This window comes from Mucilaginibacter aquatilis, assembly GCF_009755275.1.
Classification (GTDB): Bacteria; Bacteroidota; Bacteroidia; order Sphingobacteriales; family Sphingobacteriaceae; genus Mucilaginibacter; species Mucilaginibacter aquatilis.
The window spans coordinates 676,647-694,434 of the sequence record NZ_WQLA01000003.1; the positions used below are offsets into that span (position 1 = coordinate 676,647).

The 17,788-nt window shown below is 41.5% G+C and carries 14 protein-coding genes, 1 tRNA gene and 1 riboswitch; of the genes, 10 read left to right on the forward strand and 5 right to left on the reverse strand.

What is annotated here, in order from left to right:
• Positions 1-34: 34 nt before the first annotated feature.
• Together GO816_RS10735 and kdsB are read left to right on the forward strand one after the other, a co-directional pair.
• On the forward strand, positions 35-649 hold the full coding sequence (locus GO816_RS10735) for a deoxynucleoside kinase (protein ID WP_157541898.1): 615 nt from the start codon (positions 35-37) through the stop codon (positions 647-649).
• 72 nt (positions 650-721) lie between these two features.
• Positions 722-1,453, forward strand: a complete 732-nt coding sequence (gene kdsB / locus GO816_RS10740) for a 3-deoxy-manno-octulosonate cytidylyltransferase (RefSeq protein WP_157541899.1) — start codon at positions 722-724, stop codon at positions 1,451-1,453.
• 11 nt (positions 1,454-1,464) lie between these two features.
• On the opposite strand, the gene GO816_RS10745 is transcribed toward kdsB, so the two are convergent.
• On the reverse strand, positions 1,465-2,190 hold the full coding sequence (locus tag GO816_RS10745; RefSeq protein ID WP_157541900.1) for an RluA family pseudouridine synthase: 726 nt from the start codon (positions 2,188-2,190) through the stop codon (positions 1,465-1,467).
• Positions 2,191-2,303: 113 nt separating this feature from the next.
• Positions 2,304-2,501: riboswitch (cobalamin riboswitch) on the forward strand.
• Positions 2,502-2,601: 100 nt separating this feature from the next.
• Here GO816_RS10745 and GO816_RS10750 point away from each other — a divergent pair.
• Genes GO816_RS10750 through GO816_RS10765 form a run of 4 tightly spaced genes read left to right on the forward strand, consistent with a single transcriptional unit; the run spans position 2,602 to position 7,833 of the window.
• The gene (locus GO816_RS10750) at positions 2,602-4,635 is read left to right on the forward strand and encodes a TonB-dependent receptor (RefSeq protein ID WP_157541901.1); all 2,034 of its coding nucleotides are present in this window, start codon (positions 2,602-2,604) and stop codon (positions 4,633-4,635) included.
• A gap of 1 nt (position 4,636) precedes the next feature.
• Positions 4,637-5,761, forward strand: coding sequence for a YncE family protein (locus tag GO816_RS10755; protein ID WP_157541902.1), 1,125 nt, complete (start codon positions 4,637-4,639; stop codon positions 5,759-5,761).
• Between the two features lie 24 nt (positions 5,762-5,785).
• Positions 5,786-6,913 carry a YncE family protein gene (locus GO816_RS10760; protein ID WP_157541903.1) on the forward strand — a complete coding sequence of 376 codons (1,128 nt, stop codon included), beginning with the start codon at positions 5,786-5,788 and terminating at the stop codon, positions 6,911-6,913.
• A gap of 14 nt (positions 6,914-6,927) precedes the next feature.
• Positions 6,928-7,833: a cell surface protein gene (locus tag GO816_RS10765; RefSeq protein ID WP_157541904.1), complete on the forward strand. Its 906-nt coding sequence runs from the start codon at positions 6,928-6,930 to the stop codon at positions 7,831-7,833.
• A gap of 153 nt (positions 7,834-7,986) precedes the next feature.
• Here the strand turns inward: GO816_RS10765 and GO816_RS10770 are convergent, their stop codons facing one another.
• The 3 genes from GO816_RS10770 to hscB form a co-directional block, all read right to left on the reverse strand.
• Entirely contained in the window at positions 7,987-12,669 is a 4,683-nt protein-coding gene (locus GO816_RS10770; protein WP_157541905.1) for a DUF3320 domain-containing protein, read from the reverse strand.
• Between the two features lie 470 nt (positions 12,670-13,139).
• A tRNA-Leu gene (locus tag GO816_RS10775) sits at positions 13,140-13,223 on the reverse strand.
• 17 nt (positions 13,224-13,240) lie between these two features.
• Positions 13,241-13,768, reverse strand: a complete 528-nt coding sequence (hscB, locus tag GO816_RS10780) for a Fe-S protein assembly co-chaperone HscB (RefSeq protein WP_157541906.1) — start codon at positions 13,766-13,768, stop codon at positions 13,241-13,243.
• Between the two features lie 173 nt (positions 13,769-13,941).
• Here hscB and GO816_RS10785 point away from each other — a divergent pair, with 173 nt between their 5' ends.
• The 4 genes from GO816_RS10785 to GO816_RS10800 all read left to right on the forward strand — a co-directional run bounded on the left by GO816_RS10785 (position 13,942) and on the right by GO816_RS10800 (position 16,932).
• Entirely contained in the window at positions 13,942-14,379 is a 438-nt protein-coding gene (locus GO816_RS10785) for a DoxX family protein (RefSeq protein WP_157541907.1), read from the forward strand.
• Positions 14,380-14,444: 65 nt separating this feature from the next.
• Entirely contained in the window at positions 14,445-14,789 is a 345-nt protein-coding gene (locus GO816_RS10790; RefSeq protein WP_317163624.1) for a VOC family protein, read from the forward strand.
• 105 nt (positions 14,790-14,894) lie between these two features.
• On the forward strand, positions 14,895-16,502 hold the full coding sequence (locus tag GO816_RS10795; protein ID WP_157541908.1) for a Na+/H+ antiporter: 1,608 nt from the start codon (positions 14,895-14,897) through the stop codon (positions 16,500-16,502).
• A gap of 97 nt (positions 16,503-16,599) precedes the next feature.
• On the forward strand, positions 16,600-16,932 hold the full coding sequence (locus tag GO816_RS10800; RefSeq protein WP_157541909.1) for a potassium transporter KefB: 333 nt from the start codon (positions 16,600-16,602) through the stop codon (positions 16,930-16,932).
• A 60-nt stretch (positions 16,933-16,992) separates the two neighbouring features.
• Here GO816_RS10800 and GO816_RS10805 read toward each other — a convergent pair whose 3' ends face one another.
• Positions 16,993-17,757: an SDR family NAD(P)-dependent oxidoreductase gene (locus tag GO816_RS10805; protein ID WP_157541910.1), complete on the reverse strand. Its 765-nt coding sequence runs from the start codon at positions 17,755-17,757 to the stop codon at positions 16,993-16,995.
• Positions 17,758-17,788: the final 31 nt, after the last annotated feature.

Sequence of the window (17,788 nt, forward strand, 5' to 3'; positions counted from 1 at the left end):
TATGAACTGTCAACTAATAACTATCAACTAAAAGATGCATATTGCAATTGTTGGAAACATAGGCGCAGGTAAAACCACCCTAACTACCCTACTTGCCAAAAATTATGGCTGGGAACCGCAGTTTGAAGCTGTAGACAATAATCCATACCTGGAGGATTTTTACAAAGACATGAAGCGGTGGAGCTTTAACCTCCAGATATATTTTCTGAATAGTAGGTTTCGTCAGATTAGTGAAATTCAAAACGGCGAGCGCAACGTAATACAAGACCGTACCATTTATGAAGATGCTTACATATTTGCAGAAAACCTGCATGATATGGATTTGATGGATACTCGTGATTTCGAAAATTATCAGTCTATATTTGAAAACATTACTTCATTCATCAAACCACCCGATCTTTTAGTTTACTTAAAAGCTTCCATTCCCAAGTTAGTCAACAACATACACCGCCGTGGCCGGGAGTATGAAATAGGCATCAGGCTTGATTATCTTTCCAAGCTCAATGAGAAATATGAAAAGTGGATTGCCAATTACAAATTAGGTAAACTCCTTGTTGTTGACATGGACAACCTGGATTTTGCCAACAACACTGAAGATTTAGGCACCATCATTAACTTAATAGAACGCGATATACACGGACTATTTTAGCCGCTGTTGAGCGTTTCAATTTTTCTCTATAATTAACAGCCTGCTCGAGCACATCATCCAGTACACTATAACATGAAAATACTTGGCGTAATACCTGCACGTTATGCTTCTACCCGCTTTCCGGGTAAACCATTAGTTGATATTACCGGAAAGGTAATGATACAGCGTACGTATGAGCAATGCGTTAAGTGTTCGAGCTTGGATGAGGTGATTGTTGCTACAGATGATGAACGTATTTTAAGTCATATACATGATTTTGGTGGCAAGGCCATGATTACATCAGTAGACCATCAAAGCGGTACCGACAGGTGTGCTGAAGTTGCAGCAAGCTATCCTGAATATGACGTTGTTATAAATATACAGGGTGATGAACCTTACATTGACCCGGTGCAAATAAGTAAAGTTGCGGCTTGTTTTACTGCCGCCGATACACAAATTGCAACACTCATAAAAAAAATAACAAAAGCCGAAGATTTACATAATGTAAATTCGCCAAAAGTTATCATTAACAAGCTGGCTGAGGCAATATATTTCTCACGTTCGGCCATACCTCACGTGCGTGGATCAGAGCCTGAGGAATGGCTCACTCACTTCAATTACTTTAAACACATAGGCATTTACGGTTTCAGGTCTGATGTATTGCAGCAGGTTACCAGGTTGCCTGTTTCGTCATTAGAAAAAGCCGAAAGCCTTGAACAACTGCGCTGGATTGAAAACGGCTACCGTATTAAAGTAGCCGAAACTGATTTAGAAACACAGGCAGTAGACACTCCTGAAGATTTAGAAAAACTGCCGGGAAAATAGGTCGTTACAGTTTAGCTGTCAAACTTATCAAGCAACTTTAGTAAGGTTTCAAAATCTTTTGGATAAGGAGCATGGATATTTACGTCCTGTACACCATCGGGCTTAAATGTTACTTCGTACGCATGTAGAGCGAAGCGTTTCATGATCGGAAGTTCTTCCTGGTCTTTACCTAAATGATACTTGCGCTTAAGCTGAGACAAGAAGACCGGCTTGCCTTTATACATCTCATCTCCGGCAATTGATGCCCGCTGAGTGGCTAAGTGTATACGAATTTGGTGCATGCGTCCTGTTACAGGTTTGCATTCAACAAGGGTGTAATGCTTAAAGTATTTTAACGACTGAAACCACGTTTCGGCCCGCTTGCCATCCTGCCTGCTTATTGAAACAGATCCTTTGCCGGTATTAAGAATAGGCAAGTCAACAAAAAGTTCTTCGAAGACATGCGTACCCTCAATAACTGCATGATATACCTTTTTTACTTGCCGGCGTTCAAACTGCATTGATACCGTACGGTAAGCTTCCGGATTTTTTGCAAAAATCAGCGCGCCTGAAGTTTCCTTGTCCAAGCGGTGGCATATTTGGGCATCATCCCAATAGTTTTTGGCCAAACGCAGCATGCTTATTTCACTGCTTCCATCACCGCGTTCGTCAAGCGAGCTTATAAACGGTGGTTTATTAACCACAAACACATTATCATCTTCGTAAATTATAAGATCGTTAAACTTCGGAATCTTCATAAGGTGCAAAAATACGGTTAAATTGACAAAGTTCAGCAACGCATTGTATTCACTTAATTAAGTACGCTAAAGTCAACGTAAACATTTTAGCTCGTTTTTACGACCTATTTGTTACCTTTGCCCTCGCTTTTGGTTCCCGAAGCATCGCTCTCCGGGATTAAAAGGGAATTTGGTGCAAATCCAAAACTGTCCCGCAGCTGTAAGTTCTATTTAAACCAATGCCCAATCTTTAGTCACTGTATGCTTACCGCATATGGGAAGACGGGCCAAGGGGAACAAGTCAGAATACCTGCCTCTAGCGTATAAAATTCATAGCTTTCGCGGATTGAGGCTGAATGAAGATACTTTTCGTGTTTTTCATTTTTGGTGTACAATTTTCGGTATGCTGTGGGGTATTAACTCACATCACACATGGAATCAGGTAGGCTTTACGTGCTTTTGCGCGCAGGGTTTGTTGTATGTTTTAAACCGGGTGTTGCATTTTTTGCGGCAATGTGCTGGCTATGCACTGCGCTTTACGGCCAGGATACTGCATCGGTTAAGCGCCTTGCTGAAGTGCAAGTTATTGAACGTACCAATACAATAAACATCACATCTCCTACCCCCGCACAAATACTAAAGGGTGCTGCGTTACAGCGTTTGAATACCTTATCAGTTGCTGATGCTATAAGATACTTTTCGGGTGTACAAATGAAAGACTACGGCGGTGTTGGCGGGCTAAAAACTGTAAATGTACGTAGTTTGGGCAGCAGTCAAACAGCCGTATTTTATGATGGGCTGCAAGTTAATAATGCGCAAAATGGCCAGGTTGACTTGAGCAAGTTTAGCATGGACAACATTGGCAGCATTGAATTATATAATGCGCAAAAAAATACCATTTTTCAACCGGCTCGTGGTTTTGCAGCCGGGAATTCGGTTTACTTAACAACCAAATCACCAACTTTTAAAGGAAATTCAAAGGACCTATATAAGGCAACATTTAAAACCGGCTCTTTTGGCCTTGTCAATCCATCAATTTTATGGCAGCACCGTATTAGTAATGCAACCTTTAGCACCTTAAATGCTGAGTATACACATGCTAACGGCAGGTATAAATTCAGGTATACAAACGGTGTGTATGATACCATTGCTGTAAGGAATAATGGAGATATTAATGCGCTAAGATTTGAAGCCGGGTTAAAGACAGCAATTACTGATAGCAGCTCATGGGAGATTAAGGGATACCTATATAATTCAGAGCGCGGTTTGCCCGGAGCAATAATTGAAAACAGGTTTAATTACAATCAACGCGAGTGGGATCGTAACCTATTTGTGCAGTCGGGTTTTGAACGCCGGGGCAAGATTTATAGTGTTATGCTCAAAGCAAAATATGCTAATGATTATTTGCGCTATCTCGACCCGGACATTATTACGACGGATGGATTTTCAGACAGTCGCTATCATCAGCAAGAGTTCTACTTTTCGGTAGCCAATTTATTAAAGTTGGAAAAATACTGGAACGTAAGCATCTCTGCCGACTATGCACGCAATGCAATGCAGTCCAACATTTTTCGGTTTGTTAACCCGTTACGTAATACGGCTTTGATAGCAATAGCAACGCAGCTTAAATGGAGTAGGTTTGATTTACAAGCAAATTTACTGAGCAACATCATTAATGAACACACACAAACCATTACCGGCAAAACTGAATATAAATATACGCCAACTATAGCGGCATCATGGCAACCCTTCAAAACTGAAGCATTCCGTTTGCGAGGTTTTTATAAAAGCATCTACCGCATTCCTACTTTTAACGAGTTGTATTACACTTTTGTTGGGACCGCAAATTTACAGCCCGAATACAGTCGGCAGTTAGATGTTGGATTTACGTTTCAACTAACGCGCAATAGTGGCATATTGCGTAACATCAGTATTCAAACCGACATTTACGGTAACAAGGTAGATAATAAAATTATAGCGGTACCAAGTCTCAACCTTCAACGGTGGACAATGCAGAACATAGGTCGGGTTAACATCAAAGGCATCGAAAGTAATATGCAGTCGGGATGGTATATAAATGATGAGGTGCTTATCAACGGAGGCTTAAGCTACACCTATCAGCAAGCCTACGATGCATCGGCCGGCGCTAAAGCAAAACAGCAAATACCCTACACCCCACTTCACAGCGGATCGGCTTTGGCGGGTGTGCTTTACAAGAATTACAGCGTCAACTATAGCTTTATTTACACAGGTGAACGCTACAACCAGGCGGCAAATATCGCATCAAATTATGTTGAACCCTGGTACACACATGATTTGTCTGCAAACTGGCGTCAACCTTTGAAAGACCACGAACTTAATATTGGTGCAGAAATAAACAACGTATTCAATCAATACTATGATGTCGTTACAAATTTCCCTATGCCGGGCAGGTTTTACAGACTTAAAATGACTTTTACTTACTGAAATGAAAAAGCTTAGACATACTTATTGCTATCTGCTTTTGGCGGGTTTTGCTATGCTGGCATCATCGTGCCGCAAAGATGCCAAGCCGGATACCGAGCAAACCGAAACAGTTTTTGAAGGTAACATTGCGAGCGCTGTTAAGGGATTTTATTTGCTTAACGAGGGAAATCTCAACATGAACAAAGCATCGCTTGATTATATTGATTACACTACAGGAGTATATCAAAAAAATGTTTACAGCAGCGCTAACCCCGAAGCTGGAAGAGGTTTGGGCGATGTAGGTAATGACATGGCTATATACGGCTCAAAGTTGTTCATCGTTGTAAACAACTCCAATAAAGTTGAAGTACTTGATGCAAGAACCCGCAAACGTATAAAGCAAATTGACATAGTAAATTGCCGCTACATTACATTCAAAAACAATAAGGCTTACGTAAGTGCATACGTTAGCGCCGTTGGCGATGCAAACGCAGGTAACGGTATAGTTGCCGAAATTGATACCACCACCCTATTAATTGAAAGGCGTGTAACGATAGGTCGTCAGCCGGAGGGTATTGCTATTGTAGGTAATAAATTATACGTAGCCAATTCTGGCGGATATAGTCCTAAAAATTACGAACGTACCATTTCAGTAGTAGACTTAGCGTCGTTTACTGAAATAAAACGAATTGACGTTGCTATTAACTTGAACCGTATGCTTGCTGATGCTAACGGTGATTTGTACGTTACCTCTCAGGGTGATTACCTCAATATCAAACCTAAACTTTTTGTGATTGACACCCGCACAGAACAGCTCAAAAAAACATTTGAGCTTGGCGTAAGAACTTTTTGCTTAGATGATAAATACCTGTATACGGTCAACAGTAACGGGCAAAATTTCGACTACAGCATAATCGACGTTGATACTGAAACCTTATTAAACAGGTCGTTTATTACCGATGGTACGGGTGCAAAGCTTGCACAGCCATATGGAATTGCCGTGAATCCTGTTACAAAGGAGATTTTACTTACTGATGCCGGCAGTTATGTAAATCCGGGCACACTTTATTGCTTTGACACCGCCGGACGTCGGAAATGGAGCGTCACAACGGGCGATATTCCGGCACACTTTGCTTTTATCTTTTAAATTATATACAATCAAACTCAAAGAATGAAAATTAAACTTTTACAACACAACAAATTAATTTGTTTGCTTTTAATCAGCGCTATTGCGGTGCTTTCATCATGTTCGAAAAATGAAACAGAACCATTTCAAAAACTTGAAGTTGAGAGCATTGCCGGCATCTATATGCTGAGTGAAGGCTCGTATGGTGCAGGTAACGGATCTATTGCCTATTATAATATGGCCAATAAAACAAGTGAGAAAGATTACTATCGGAAAGTTAATGGTACTGCTCTGGGTGAAACATCAAATGACCTGCAGCGTTATGGCAGCAAAATGTATTGTGTAGTAACAGGTATTGACGGCGCAACAAAATCATTTGTAGACGTAATGGATATTAACACCTGCAAAACCATCAAAAGAATATCATTTAACTCTGCTACCAACGGCTATATGCCAAGATATATTGCCTTTTACCAGGGTAAGGCCTACGTTTCGCGCTATGATGGCAAAATTAGTCGTATTGATACAGCAACTCTAAATGTTGATGGTGAGTTAGATCTTAAGGCTCCTTACCTTGAAGGTTTAGCGGTAGCCAACGGTAAATTGTACGTTGCCAATTCAGATTATCTTTTGAACGGCGTAAACAAGGTTTCTGTAGTTAACTTAAATTCATTTACCAAATTGAGCGATATTACGGTTACGCAAAATCCAACAAAGGTTACGGCTGCCGCCAACGGAAACGTGTATGTGATTTGCCAGGGCAATTATACCACAGTAGCAGCACAGGTAGACGTTATCAATAGCCTTACCGATACCAAAACCACGCTTACGACTCTTAAAGGTGTGGATTACAGCACATCAGTATCAATTTACCAGAATGCGGGCGTTATAGGTTTAACTAATACAACCACCTTTACGCCTGACATTAAAGTTTTTAATGCTGCTACATCAACAGTGGGCAATAACTTTATAACTGATGGCACATCGGTTGGCTTATTGTACGGATTAACCGTTGACCCATTTAGCGGCGGCGTTGTAATTGGCGATGATGTAAGCTTTACCAGCAAAGTTTGGCGTGCTTATTATTACGACAAGGCCGGCGTTAAAAAGCTTGAGTTTGAAACGGCGGTTAACCCTAAATCGGCTGTATTCGTTTATAATTACAAAAAATAAGGCTTGTTATAAATATGTTAAACATTAACTATAAAATAACGCTCAGCTTTATCTCCATACTAGCTGGTGGTGTAATGCTGCTAAGTTCGTGCTCGAAGAAAGATGAACAAACTCCAACAGACCCTGAAGCTACACAGCCAATAAGGCCCGTTACCGATCTAAGTAAAGCTTATGTAACGCAGCTATTTAGCTACAACCCTGCTCCGGGGCAATTTATAAATACTTCGGTAGGTAATACAGAGGCAGCTCAAAGCGTACTTAATGGTAAAAATGGTTTGGTAAGCTTAGGCGCATTTGGAGGCAGTATTGTATTTGGCTTTGACCACACCGTTTTAAATGTTGATGGCAAAGAGGATATCGTGATATATGCTAACGCGGCAACCGGTTCTGCTGAGCCAGGTGTAGTGTGGGTAATGCAGGACACGAACAAAAATGGCCTTCCTGATGATACCTGGTTTGAACTTGCAGGATCTGCAACAAACGCCGCAGGCTATGTGCGTAACTACCAGGTAACCTACACCCGCCCCGACCCCGTTACCGGTGACGTTAAATGGAAGGGTAGTTTGAAAGACTCGGGCTTGGTTAAAACCAATACGTTTCACAAGCAGCCATATTATCCCGAAGCTGTAACAGCCGCAAGCTATACATTACAAGGCACTCTATTACCATCAACAAACATAGATGCAAATAACCCATCCTTTATCACAAGCGCTCCCTTCAATTTTGGTTACGCCGACAGCACTCCCGGTGGCGATAAGGTTGATATTGGCAATGCAATTGATGACAAAGGAAATAAGGTTAAGCTTAACGGTATTGACTTTATTAAAGTGCAAACCGGCATACAATTTAACTTAGGCTGGTTAGGCGAACTATCAACAGAAGTTAGAGGCATAGCTGATATCAGCCTCGAAAAGCTGTAGCTTAAAGTTTTTCAACATCCTCGCAGTATATTAATTATTGCGAGGATGTTATTAGATCTTATCGGTTTAAGGTACCTTTGTCATTCAATTTTAGAACTTTTGATTTGCATGTTACTCAAAAGCTATTTTATACCAATTTATAACAAGAACCAATTAAACTAATTTTAGATAACCGTTATCTCTTTTAATTACCGCATTATTCTCTGCAACCTGGATAGCCTCGAGCAACAGTTGTTTCATGTCTTCTGTTAACCTGCTAAAACCAAACAGTTTGGCAACCAGGTTTGCAGTAGCTTCGTCAGTAATAGCAACTGCTTCACATACAACTTGTTTAATTGCCAGGTTTATTTCCTCAGGCGCAATGAGCTGTAATCTTCTGGAAGAAGACGGAAGTTGGCTTCGATTACGAATTACAGGTTCTTCCATTTCGTAATGCCAAAGAAAATCACCTTTCATTTTTATCAAACCATTTTGCTCACTAAGATTGCAGGCCTGTGTCAGTGTGTATTTTATCCGCGATCCAACCTTCGATATGCCTGCTGCTTCGACCATCCGCCGGGCCATTTCATCAAAATGAACCGGGCTTTCGACCTTAACAATTTCACTTATCCAAGCAGCTAAACTGCCGAAAGAGTGTAAGTGCATTTCCTGAGAGCCAATGGCAGCTGGTAGTGTTGCCAGCTGATAGTAAACAGTTTTAGTAATTGTTTCCTCTACCTTTTCACGCTCCAAAACGCGTTGTTCTTCTTCATAAACTTTCGTTTCCTGATCTGCGCTGTCGGTTATGGCTTTAGCTTGTTCAATTGCTTTAATCAAACGTTTTAATTCACGTTCAGGGTTTCGGTACCAATCTGTACTCCACACACGGTAAATGTTCCATCCAAACATTTCCAGCACCTGTGTGCGCAATCGATCACGGTCTGTGGCTGATCTGGCTTTGGCGTAGTTTCGCCCGTCGCATTCAATTCCAATAATATAACGTCCTGGGTTATGCTGGTCAACAACCGCGAGATCAAGATAAAAGCCGGCCGAACCCACCTTACTCCTGACAACATAACCTAGAGCGGTCAACTGGTTTGCAACTTCATCTTCAAAAGGCCTTATTTCTGTTAAAATAGATTCGCTGTTTTGTTCAAATTTTGCATGCTGCGCGAAATGCAAGAAGCTTTTTAAAGCGCGGATACCAAACTTCGCATTTTCTTTAACGGGTATGTCTGCCGATGTGATATTAGTGAATACCTCACAACGCATTTTTGCCCTTGTGATGAGTACATTTAACCTGCGTTCGCCGCCCTCATTGTTTAGTGGGCCAAAACTTATGGGTACCGTACCGTTTTCAACTCGCCCGTAGCCAATACTTATATAAATTACATCGCGCTCGTCGCCCTGAACGTTTTCAAGATTTTTTATAAAAAAGGGTTCATGTGGATGACTTTTAAAGAATGTTTCTACTTCGGGATGCTGGCGGCGTTGCAATTCTAACGCCGCTTGTATGGCCTGCATTTGCGAAGTGCTGAACGCCACAACGCCCAAGCTTAGCTCAGGATATTGCTTAGCATGGGTAATAACCGCTTGAGCAACTTTCTCAGCTTCTATTGGGTTAGTACGTGTTTTACCACGATCGTAAACGGCCTCTGCAAGGTGGTGGAAACGTAGTCCAAGACTTTGACGTGAACCAGGACTGGGGAAAATTACCAATTTGTTTTCGTAAAACTCATGGTTTGATAAAGTGATCAGTGATTCATGGCGGCTACGGTAATGCCATTTCAACATACTGCTCGGTGCACCTTGTCCATCGCACATGCCAAGAATGCTCTGCATATCAGCTGTCTGGTTGTCTTCGTCTTCCACTTCGGTATTCAGCTTATCGAAAAAGCTCGTTGGCGGCAGTTGTTTGGTATCGCCAACAACCACCAATTGCTTCCCGCGCATGATAGCCCCCAAAGCATCAACAGGACGCACCTGGCTCGCTTCGTCAAAAATAACAAGGTCAAACTGTATGTTTCCCGGTGGTAGAAAATTGGCGATAGACATTGGGCTCATCATCCACACCGGCTTAATGGCCTGCATGGCAGCACCAGCTTCTTCAACCAACTTACGTATGGGCATGTGGCGGGCACGTTTGTTAAATTCAGTTCTTAAAACGTTTACCTGGCCGCCCGCATGTTGCTTTGGTATATTTTCCCAATGCTTTAAGGATACCCGTGCTCGGTTATACACTAAATTAAGCTGGTCGAGCCGTTTGAACTGATCAATAACGCTTTCATGGCTTACCCGTTCAAACTGTGTTAGCGCCGGATTTGACTTAAAAGCCTGCTCAATCAGGTATTCGTACCATGTCTTCAGTAAGGCAGTTTTTAACCATTGAGAAGCAATTTCCCAATGGGTTGAAACGTCGACCAAAAAATCAAAACCGGCCTGACTTGCTGCCAGGGCAAGATTGTTCCAATCAATAACCAGTTGAAGCTCCGCAAACCTCTCAGCACGTTTTAACCAAAATGCCGCCTGTGCACGAAACGTCATTGCATCTATTTCTGATTGCTTTACGCCCTTTGATTCGTTAAGCCTCAGCGTGGTGAAAACTGTTTGCCGTTGAATTTCGATATTGTTCGCATGTTGCTTAAGCTCTTTTGCCCACGCAGCAGCGGTAGAGGCTGCATTATTATGTTTTAAAAATTCAATTAGTTGAGCACTAATCCGGTTGTCAGAAAACTGTTGGTGTACGTCTGAGAGGTATTCAGCTGCACAACTTAGCGCGCTCCATTCCGATTTTTGTTTTGACCATCGCTTACCAAATATAGATGCCGCTAATGGTTCTAATGCGGCCATCTCAGTTTCCATGCGCCGGGCCTCTGAGATAGTATCAACTATTTTTAATTTTTCAGAAAGTTCATCCGGCAGGCCGACTTTTAAAAAAGATGCCAGCCTTTGGTTTGCCCGGCGGTAGCTTCCAATCAAAAACTTGTACCATTTACTGCCATGCGCTACCAAATTTTGACGAATGTCCAGAATATCCTGCGACCAGGCCTCCGGTATAAGCTTGTCTTTATGTTCTTTGTAAAGCAGGTCAAGTGCTTGCCCTGCGTCAACTAATTCACGAATATCCTCTTTCTTTAAAAGCCATACATCATTGCTAATATCAAGGCCGGTAAGATCAGTAGCTTTGGATGCTACTTCTAATTGAGTACTTAAAAAGCTTAATGAGTTAGCATCGTCGGCCGGTTCAAGGCCGGTAGAGGTATGTATTTTGTCTGATAATTCGCGCAAAGCCGCAACTGCCTGACCTGCCTGTCGTACTTGTTCTAAAACCGGGCCTTTCTCGTGCGGTAACAAAACGGTAATTTCGCTGCCCCAAAATAAAAGGTTTTGAGGGGTGCCAATATCTTTAAGCCTTGCTTGAAGACGGTCACATATTGCCGTTGCCTCACGTATCTTATCAGCGTTCCAATGATCAATATTATGAATAGGTATTTTAGGCAAGTGTTGCGCACCAATCTCTTTATCAATTTGTAATAGATACCCTATGACCTGGTTAGCGCTCAAACCGCTACCGGCAACACCAGCATTCACTGCATTGCAATAATTGTTTAATTCATTGCGGAAAACAGCCAGTTGCTGAACTTCTAGTTCCAACTGGTTAATTGACGGCCTTCCAAGTTCCATAACCCGTTTAAGTTCTTCTAACAGGTCACGCTTGTTGGCCTTATGACTATGTAGTTCCAAACAAGCCTCGCCAAGCTGTGCGGAATCTAACCTACGCTTTACAACTTCCAACGCGGCCATTTTCTCGGCCACAAACAAAACCTTTTTTCCCTGACCTATGGCGTCGGCAATAATGTTGGTTATAGTTTGTGACTTGCCTGTGCCTGGAGGGCCTTGTATAACCAGATTATGTCCCTCATTCACTGCCAATATTGCTTGCATTTGTGAGCTATCGGCATCTACAACTTTAAATAAGGCGTTTGCGTTAGTTTCTTCGTCGAGGTCTTTGGCGTCTTCGTTTTCAGGCTGATAGTTCGAATGGAACCCGGTTTCAAATAATGCTTGAATGTTGTCATTTAAGCCTGGCTGTTGAGCATCTGGCCATTTTGCAGTATCAAGATCATTATAAATCATGAATTTGCCGAAAGAAAAAAAGCCAAGCTCAATTTCATCGTGTTCAACCGCCCATAACTCTTGGTTGGCAATATGATCTTCTATTAGCTTGAAATATGAGTTAACATTCATATCCTCCGAATCTGGCATATCCGGTATTGATATGTTAAAGTCGGCCTTCATTTTGGCCTGCAATGATAGATTTGCGCCTATCTCGCTTCCTGTATATTTTAAGCGGAAACGCTCTTGCGCGCTGGAACGTTCAAGCTCTACTGGTATAAGTAAGAGTGGTGCGTAGCGCGGCGTGTCTGTATCACCCTGCTCATACCATTTGAGCATACCAAGCGCCAGGTAAAGTATGTTTACGCCCTGTTCCTCAATGCTGGTACGGGCAAAATAGTAGGTGTTTAGTAACCTCGTTTGTAATTTCTGCTCTGTTTCGCTGGTTTGTAATTTAGTGTCCTGATAAGATTCATCTGTTGATTGAGGCAATTCAGCCACTTCAATGTGATCGCCAACAACATCTTGAATACCTTTACTGATTTTCTTTTCAGATATACCCAAGAAAGTCATGGCCTTGTTTTGCCTTGCAAGAATATCAAAAATGAATTCAGATTTCTCTTGGACTATTTTAAGCCCTTTCCCTTTAGGAGTCTTATAATTTAGAAGAGGGTTCCTTAAACCGAGATCCAATAATTCTTTACGTGAAGCTTCCAGCTTTGCTTTTATAGATTCGAGCATTTTTGTGACAAGGTTAAACAATTTTTGACGGCCGTATCAAATTTAGCCTATTAACACTTGTAAAACAAATGAGTTGATTGAGCTTTGTGTAATCTAAAGTATTGCACTTAAAAATCATCATCTTGATTTCCCTCAACCATATATATTATGAGATTTTCGTTGCATCAAGCTTCAATTTTTACAAAGGCGAATTAACAGTTTTGCATAATTAAGTGCCTGTGATAGTTCATAGCTTTTAGCAATTAAATAGGCGTTTTAGAACGTTCATGTACAAACAATCACTGATGTATGTAGCGTTATCAAAGGGGTTCATTAAAGCAGCGGGTCAAGGTTAACTGGCTTGAGGAAGTTTGGCCTTAAAAAAAAGCTTTATCAAATCGACACTTTTTAGAATGACTATTGACACTTAAACAAAAAGGGTTGCTCTTTTGGAGCAACCCTTTCAAAAGTCGGATCTAAGTCCGATTATGTACCCAGAGCCGGGGTCGAACCGGCACGGCCTTGCGGCCACAGGTGTTTGAGACCAGCGCGTCTACCGATTCCGCCATCTGGGCCTGTCCGCAACTTCCTTTCAGAAGCGGGATGCAAATGTATTCAAACTATCCTTAATTCGCAACAAATATTTTTGTCTATAGTAAATATCTGCAATTTGATTAAGCCTGCTTTCTTTTGCGGTGTCATTAAGTGTTTCATAGTCAGCAGTAAGCGCGCTCAGCTGCCCATTCAAATCATCCTCAACAGCAAGCGCCTCAGCACGTAATTTTGCTAATTCTTCAGCATCATCAACCTCCATTAGCCTTTCGTTCAGGTCCATCATCTCCATTAAAAAGTCGGCAGGCAATTGAGGTTTCGCTCCCTCGTTTACCAAACCATGCTGTTTTAATATATACTCTAAACGTTTGGCAGGATTGCTGAGCGTATTGTATGCTTTATTGTTTAAGGTTGAAATTTCCAGTATCTCTTGCTGTTTTGCTTCATCTTCGTTTGCAAAAAAGTCGGGGTGATATTGCTTGCTCAGGGAGTAGAACTTATTTTTTATCGCTGCCTCGTCTGGGTTAAAGGACTCGGGTATATTATAAAATTCAAAAAAATTAATCATGTACAAAGTGTTGATGTAATAAGGTAAAGGTATATATTTAAACAAATGTTTAGTCCTTTTTACATATTGTTAAATCGGTACAATCTGAGCTAAAAATATAAAGCCATTAGCCGAGGTAAAACCATATTGTAATGAGTGCGTTAACATATTTTAAGCCAATCATTCACACTCTTATGAAACGTTTTTTTGCTCCTTACAACCTGCCTGCAAGCCTGGATGTTGCACTTTTATTGTTACGGTTTTCGTGCGGAATTGCATTTATAATGCATGGCTATGGAAAAATTCAAAGTCCGATGAGCTGGATGGGTCCCGAATCATTTATCCCTCCCGTGTTCCAGGCGTTAGCTGCAATATCTGAATTTGGAGGAGGCATAGCACTTGTATTAGGTTTAGCCACACGCCTTGCCGCTTTAGGCATAATGATTACAATGGCGGTAGCAGTTTACGTACATGCCGTTATGGGTGGTGATCCCTTTGTTAGTGCAACCGGAGGCAAATCATATGAATTAGCTGCAAACTACCTGTGTATAGCTTTAGTGTTTTTGGCTGCCGGTGCCGGACGCTTCTCTTTAGATAAGTTAATTTTTGGCGACCGGGCCAACTTGTCATAAGTTGTTATCAAATAGAAATTATATTCAAAGATACCAAAGCATTCAGTGGCTTTTCGGTTGATGATATTGAAAAGGCCAAACACTTTTACAGTACTGTTTTAGGTTTAGATGTTGAGGAGTTGGACATGTCAGGCACTTTGCGTCTGCATATTGCCGGCGGTGGCAAAGTTCTTATTTATGTCAAACCCAATCATAACCCGGCAACGTTTACGATACTGAACTTTCCGGTAAAGAATGTTGAAGCGGCAGTTGCTGAGCTTACAGCGAAGGGAGTAAGATTTAAAATTTACGACGAGCCGAACTTCAAAACTAATGAAAACGGTATTTTTTTAGGCGGCGGACCAAAAATTGCCTGGTTTAAAGATCCTGCCGGAAACTTCCTTTCAATCATTGAAGAAGGGGAAGCGTAACAATGAGTCTCTGAAAACGTAAGGTATTTATTATCTTCACTACCTAAATACGCTTAAGCAATGAAACTTCGATTCATTGCTAAGTTACTTTTTAGGGACTTTTTTATGCACAATACCTTACTTCAATTTCTTCTTCTTTTAACAGTAGCATTTCTGCTGATATTACTCGCCCGTCGTTTAAAAATTGCTTATCCCATATTTCTGGTGCTGGCAGGTTTAATCATCAGTAATATACCGGGCATGCCGGTAATCAATATTGAACCCGACCTTGTCTTTTTGATATTCCTCCCCCCGCTTTTATATGAGGCGGCCTGGTGGACATCGTGGAATGAGTTCTGGAAATGGAAGCGTCCTATATCGTTACTGGCCTTTGGGCTGGTGTTTTTAACGTCATCTGTAGTTGCGTATACGGTGTCATCCTTTATACCCGGCTTTACGTTAGCAACAGGCTTTTTACTCGGCGGTATAATTTCACCTCCTGATGCTATAGCAGCAACCTCGGTTTTAAAAAGCATAAGGGTTCCAAAACGAATCATCACCATACTTGAAGGCGAAAGCCTGGTAAACGATGCCTCAAGTTTAACGGTATTCAGGTTTGCTTTGGCTACGGCAATAGCAGGTCATTTTTCTTTTCAGGATGCATCGGTGAGTTTTGTAACTGTTACTATAATGGGGATAGTTATTGGCTTGGCCGTTGCTCATGTTATATACTTAATTCACAGATTTCTCCCAACCACTGCAAGTATCGACTCAGCGTTTACCCTAGTTGCACCGTACCTGATGTACCTGGCTGCCGAAGAATTCCATTTTTCAGGCGTTATGGCAGTAGTAAGCGGTGGATTGTTTTTATCATACCGGTCGCACGAAATATTTGTTGATGGTCAAAGTCGTTTGCAAACCCTAAATGTTTGGTCAACCATATCCATTATACTAAACGGACTTGTCTTTATAATGATTGGACTTGGTTTGCCCGGTATAGTTGCCGGCTTGGAGGGCTACTCATTAATGCAGGCCTCAGTTTATGGCTTACTGGTAAGTGCTTTGGTTATTGCAATACGCATGGCATGGATATATCCGGCAACCTTTGTACCGCGTTGGTTGTTTAAAAGCCTGCGTTTAAAGGAACCTCCTCCGGGTTGGAAAGGACCATTTGTTATTGGCTGGGCAGGCATGCGTGGCGTTGTATCGCTTGCGGCGGCTTTGTCATTACCCTTAACGGTTACTGATGGCCAGCCCCTACCCGAACGTAATCTTATCATCTTTATAACATTTGTAGTAATATTGGTTACCCTTGTTTTTCAGGGCCTCACACTACCCTGGATTATTAAATTGCTCAACATACAAGAGGTTGATGTTATGATACCAATTGAGCAGCAGGAAGCAGAGATAAGGATTCGCTTAACTAAAGCTGCTATTGACAGGCTTGAGCATGATTACAAGCAGGACCTGGCAAATAACACTTTATTAGCTGCACTTAGGGACGAGTATGAGAGCAACCTCAATAACACCAGCCAAAAACTGGAGTGTATGGAATGCGCCCAAAATGGTAAAAGAGAATTGGCCGTTTACCGGCGCGTTATAAAAGACATTTACAAAGCTCAGCGCAAAGAGCTTTACCTATTACGTAAGTACAAGCTGTTTTCTGACGATGCCATTCGTAAAGAAGAAATGCAGATAGATATCTCAGAAATGAGAGTCGATACTCTTCAATAACAATAATGGAAATTGTTTACTGTAAAAAAGTTAAATATATACTTTCAAAATGAAAGTACTTTTATATATTTGAACACGAATGAATTTAACATATATCATGTCACATCAAATTACAGCAATACCGCAAAATTCTTCTTCCTTGAAATTACGTATGCTTATTGGCGGCAGCGTAGCACTTGTACTCATCGCTATCTTTTTGTTGCCTGTAAAAAATGTACGGCCCGAATGGGGACAATTTTGGATGGTAAGGCCCTTTATTATAGTTCCGCTTGCAGGCGCAACGGGTGGTGCAGTATCTTACTATTTAACTAAACTCTTACCGCAAAGCGGATGGGTAAAGGTGGCCACGGTTTTATTGAGCCTGTTGATATACATTATTGGTCTATGGTTGGGAACGGTATTAGGTTTGGCAGGTACGCTATGGGATTAAGTATATTGCAAAAAAGAGGTCATGCCAAATTATTAGCAGGACCTTCTTTTGTTGTTTATGCTAGTTATTCAACCTAATAAAGCCTCCATCAATAGCATAGTCAGATCCGGTAATAAAGCCGGCTTCTTCCGAGCACAGGTATAAGGCAAGTGCTGCTATTTCATCGGGTTTGCCCATACGGCCAATGGGTTGACTTTTGGATAATTTATCAAACATCTCTTCTTCTTGTCCTGCATAATTTTTAGCTATAAAGCCGTCAACAAACGGAGTATGTACGCGTGCAGGTGATATGCTGTTGCTTCGAATATTGTCGTGCAGGTAATCTCGTGCTATGGACATACTCATGGCATGTATTGCACCCTTGCTCATGCTGTATGCAAACCTATCGGCAATACCAACCGATGAAGCAATTGATGCCATACTTACAATAACACCACCACCACTATTTTTCATCAAAGGTATAGCAGCGTAAAAGCAGTTGTAAGCGCCTTTTACATTTACGTTGTAAACGCGTTCAAAATCAGCTTCGGCTGTTTTTTCAACGTTTCCAACATGAGCAATGCCTGCGTTATTTACGAGGATATCAACTTTGCCAATGCCCGCAAACAACTCAACTATTTGCTGCTGATTGGTTACGTCGCCGCTATACGCAAATGCCAGTCCACCCTCGGCTTTAATTTCGTCAAGTGTTTGCTGAGCAGCATCGGTATTTAACTCAACAATATGCACGGTGGCACCTTGTTTGGCAAACAACTTTGATATGGCTTTACCTATACCACTGCCGCCACCTGTAATTACGGCCGATTTATTTTTTAAACTAAACATGTTATTAACTTCGTTTACGTATTGTTATCAG

What these genes read in the sequence shown, in the direction of transcription:
- GO816_RS10735 (WP_157541898.1), top strand. Translation starts at nt 35, where the DNA reads ATGCATATTGCAATTGTTGGAAACATAGGCGCAGGTAAAACCACCCTA.
- kdsB (WP_157541899.1), top strand. Translation starts at nt 722, where the DNA reads ATGAAAATACTTGGCGTAATACCTGCACGTTATGCTTCTACCCGCTTT.
- GO816_RS10745 (WP_157541900.1), bottom strand. Translation starts at nt 2,190, where the DNA reads ATGAAGATTCCGAAGTTTAACGATCTTATAATTTACGAAGATGATAAT.
- GO816_RS10750 (WP_157541901.1), top strand. Translation starts at nt 2,602, where the DNA reads ATGGAATCAGGTAGGCTTTACGTGCTTTTGCGCGCAGGGTTTGTTGTA.
- GO816_RS10755 (WP_157541902.1), top strand. Translation starts at nt 4,637, where the DNA reads ATGAAAAAGCTTAGACATACTTATTGCTATCTGCTTTTGGCGGGTTTT.
- GO816_RS10760 (WP_157541903.1), top strand. Translation starts at nt 5,786, where the DNA reads ATGAAAATTAAACTTTTACAACACAACAAATTAATTTGTTTGCTTTTA.
- GO816_RS10765 (WP_157541904.1), top strand. Translation starts at nt 6,928, where the DNA reads ATGTTAAACATTAACTATAAAATAACGCTCAGCTTTATCTCCATACTA.
- GO816_RS10770 (WP_157541905.1), bottom strand. Translation starts at nt 12,669, where the DNA reads ATGCTCGAATCTATAAAAGCAAAGCTGGAAGCTTCACGTAAAGAATTA.
- hscB (WP_157541906.1), bottom strand. Translation starts at nt 13,768, where the DNA reads ATGATTAATTTTTTTGAATTTTATAATATACCCGAGTCCTTTAACCCA.
- GO816_RS10785 (WP_157541907.1), top strand. Translation starts at nt 13,942, where the DNA reads ATGAAACGTTTTTTTGCTCCTTACAACCTGCCTGCAAGCCTGGATGTT.
- GO816_RS10795 (WP_157541908.1), top strand. Translation starts at nt 14,895, where the DNA reads ATGCACAATACCTTACTTCAATTTCTTCTTCTTTTAACAGTAGCATTT.
- GO816_RS10800 (WP_157541909.1), top strand. Translation starts at nt 16,600, where the DNA reads ATGTCACATCAAATTACAGCAATACCGCAAAATTCTTCTTCCTTGAAA.
- GO816_RS10805 (WP_157541910.1), bottom strand. Translation starts at nt 17,757, where the DNA reads ATGTTTAGTTTAAAAAATAAATCGGCCGTAATTACAGGTGGCGGCAGT.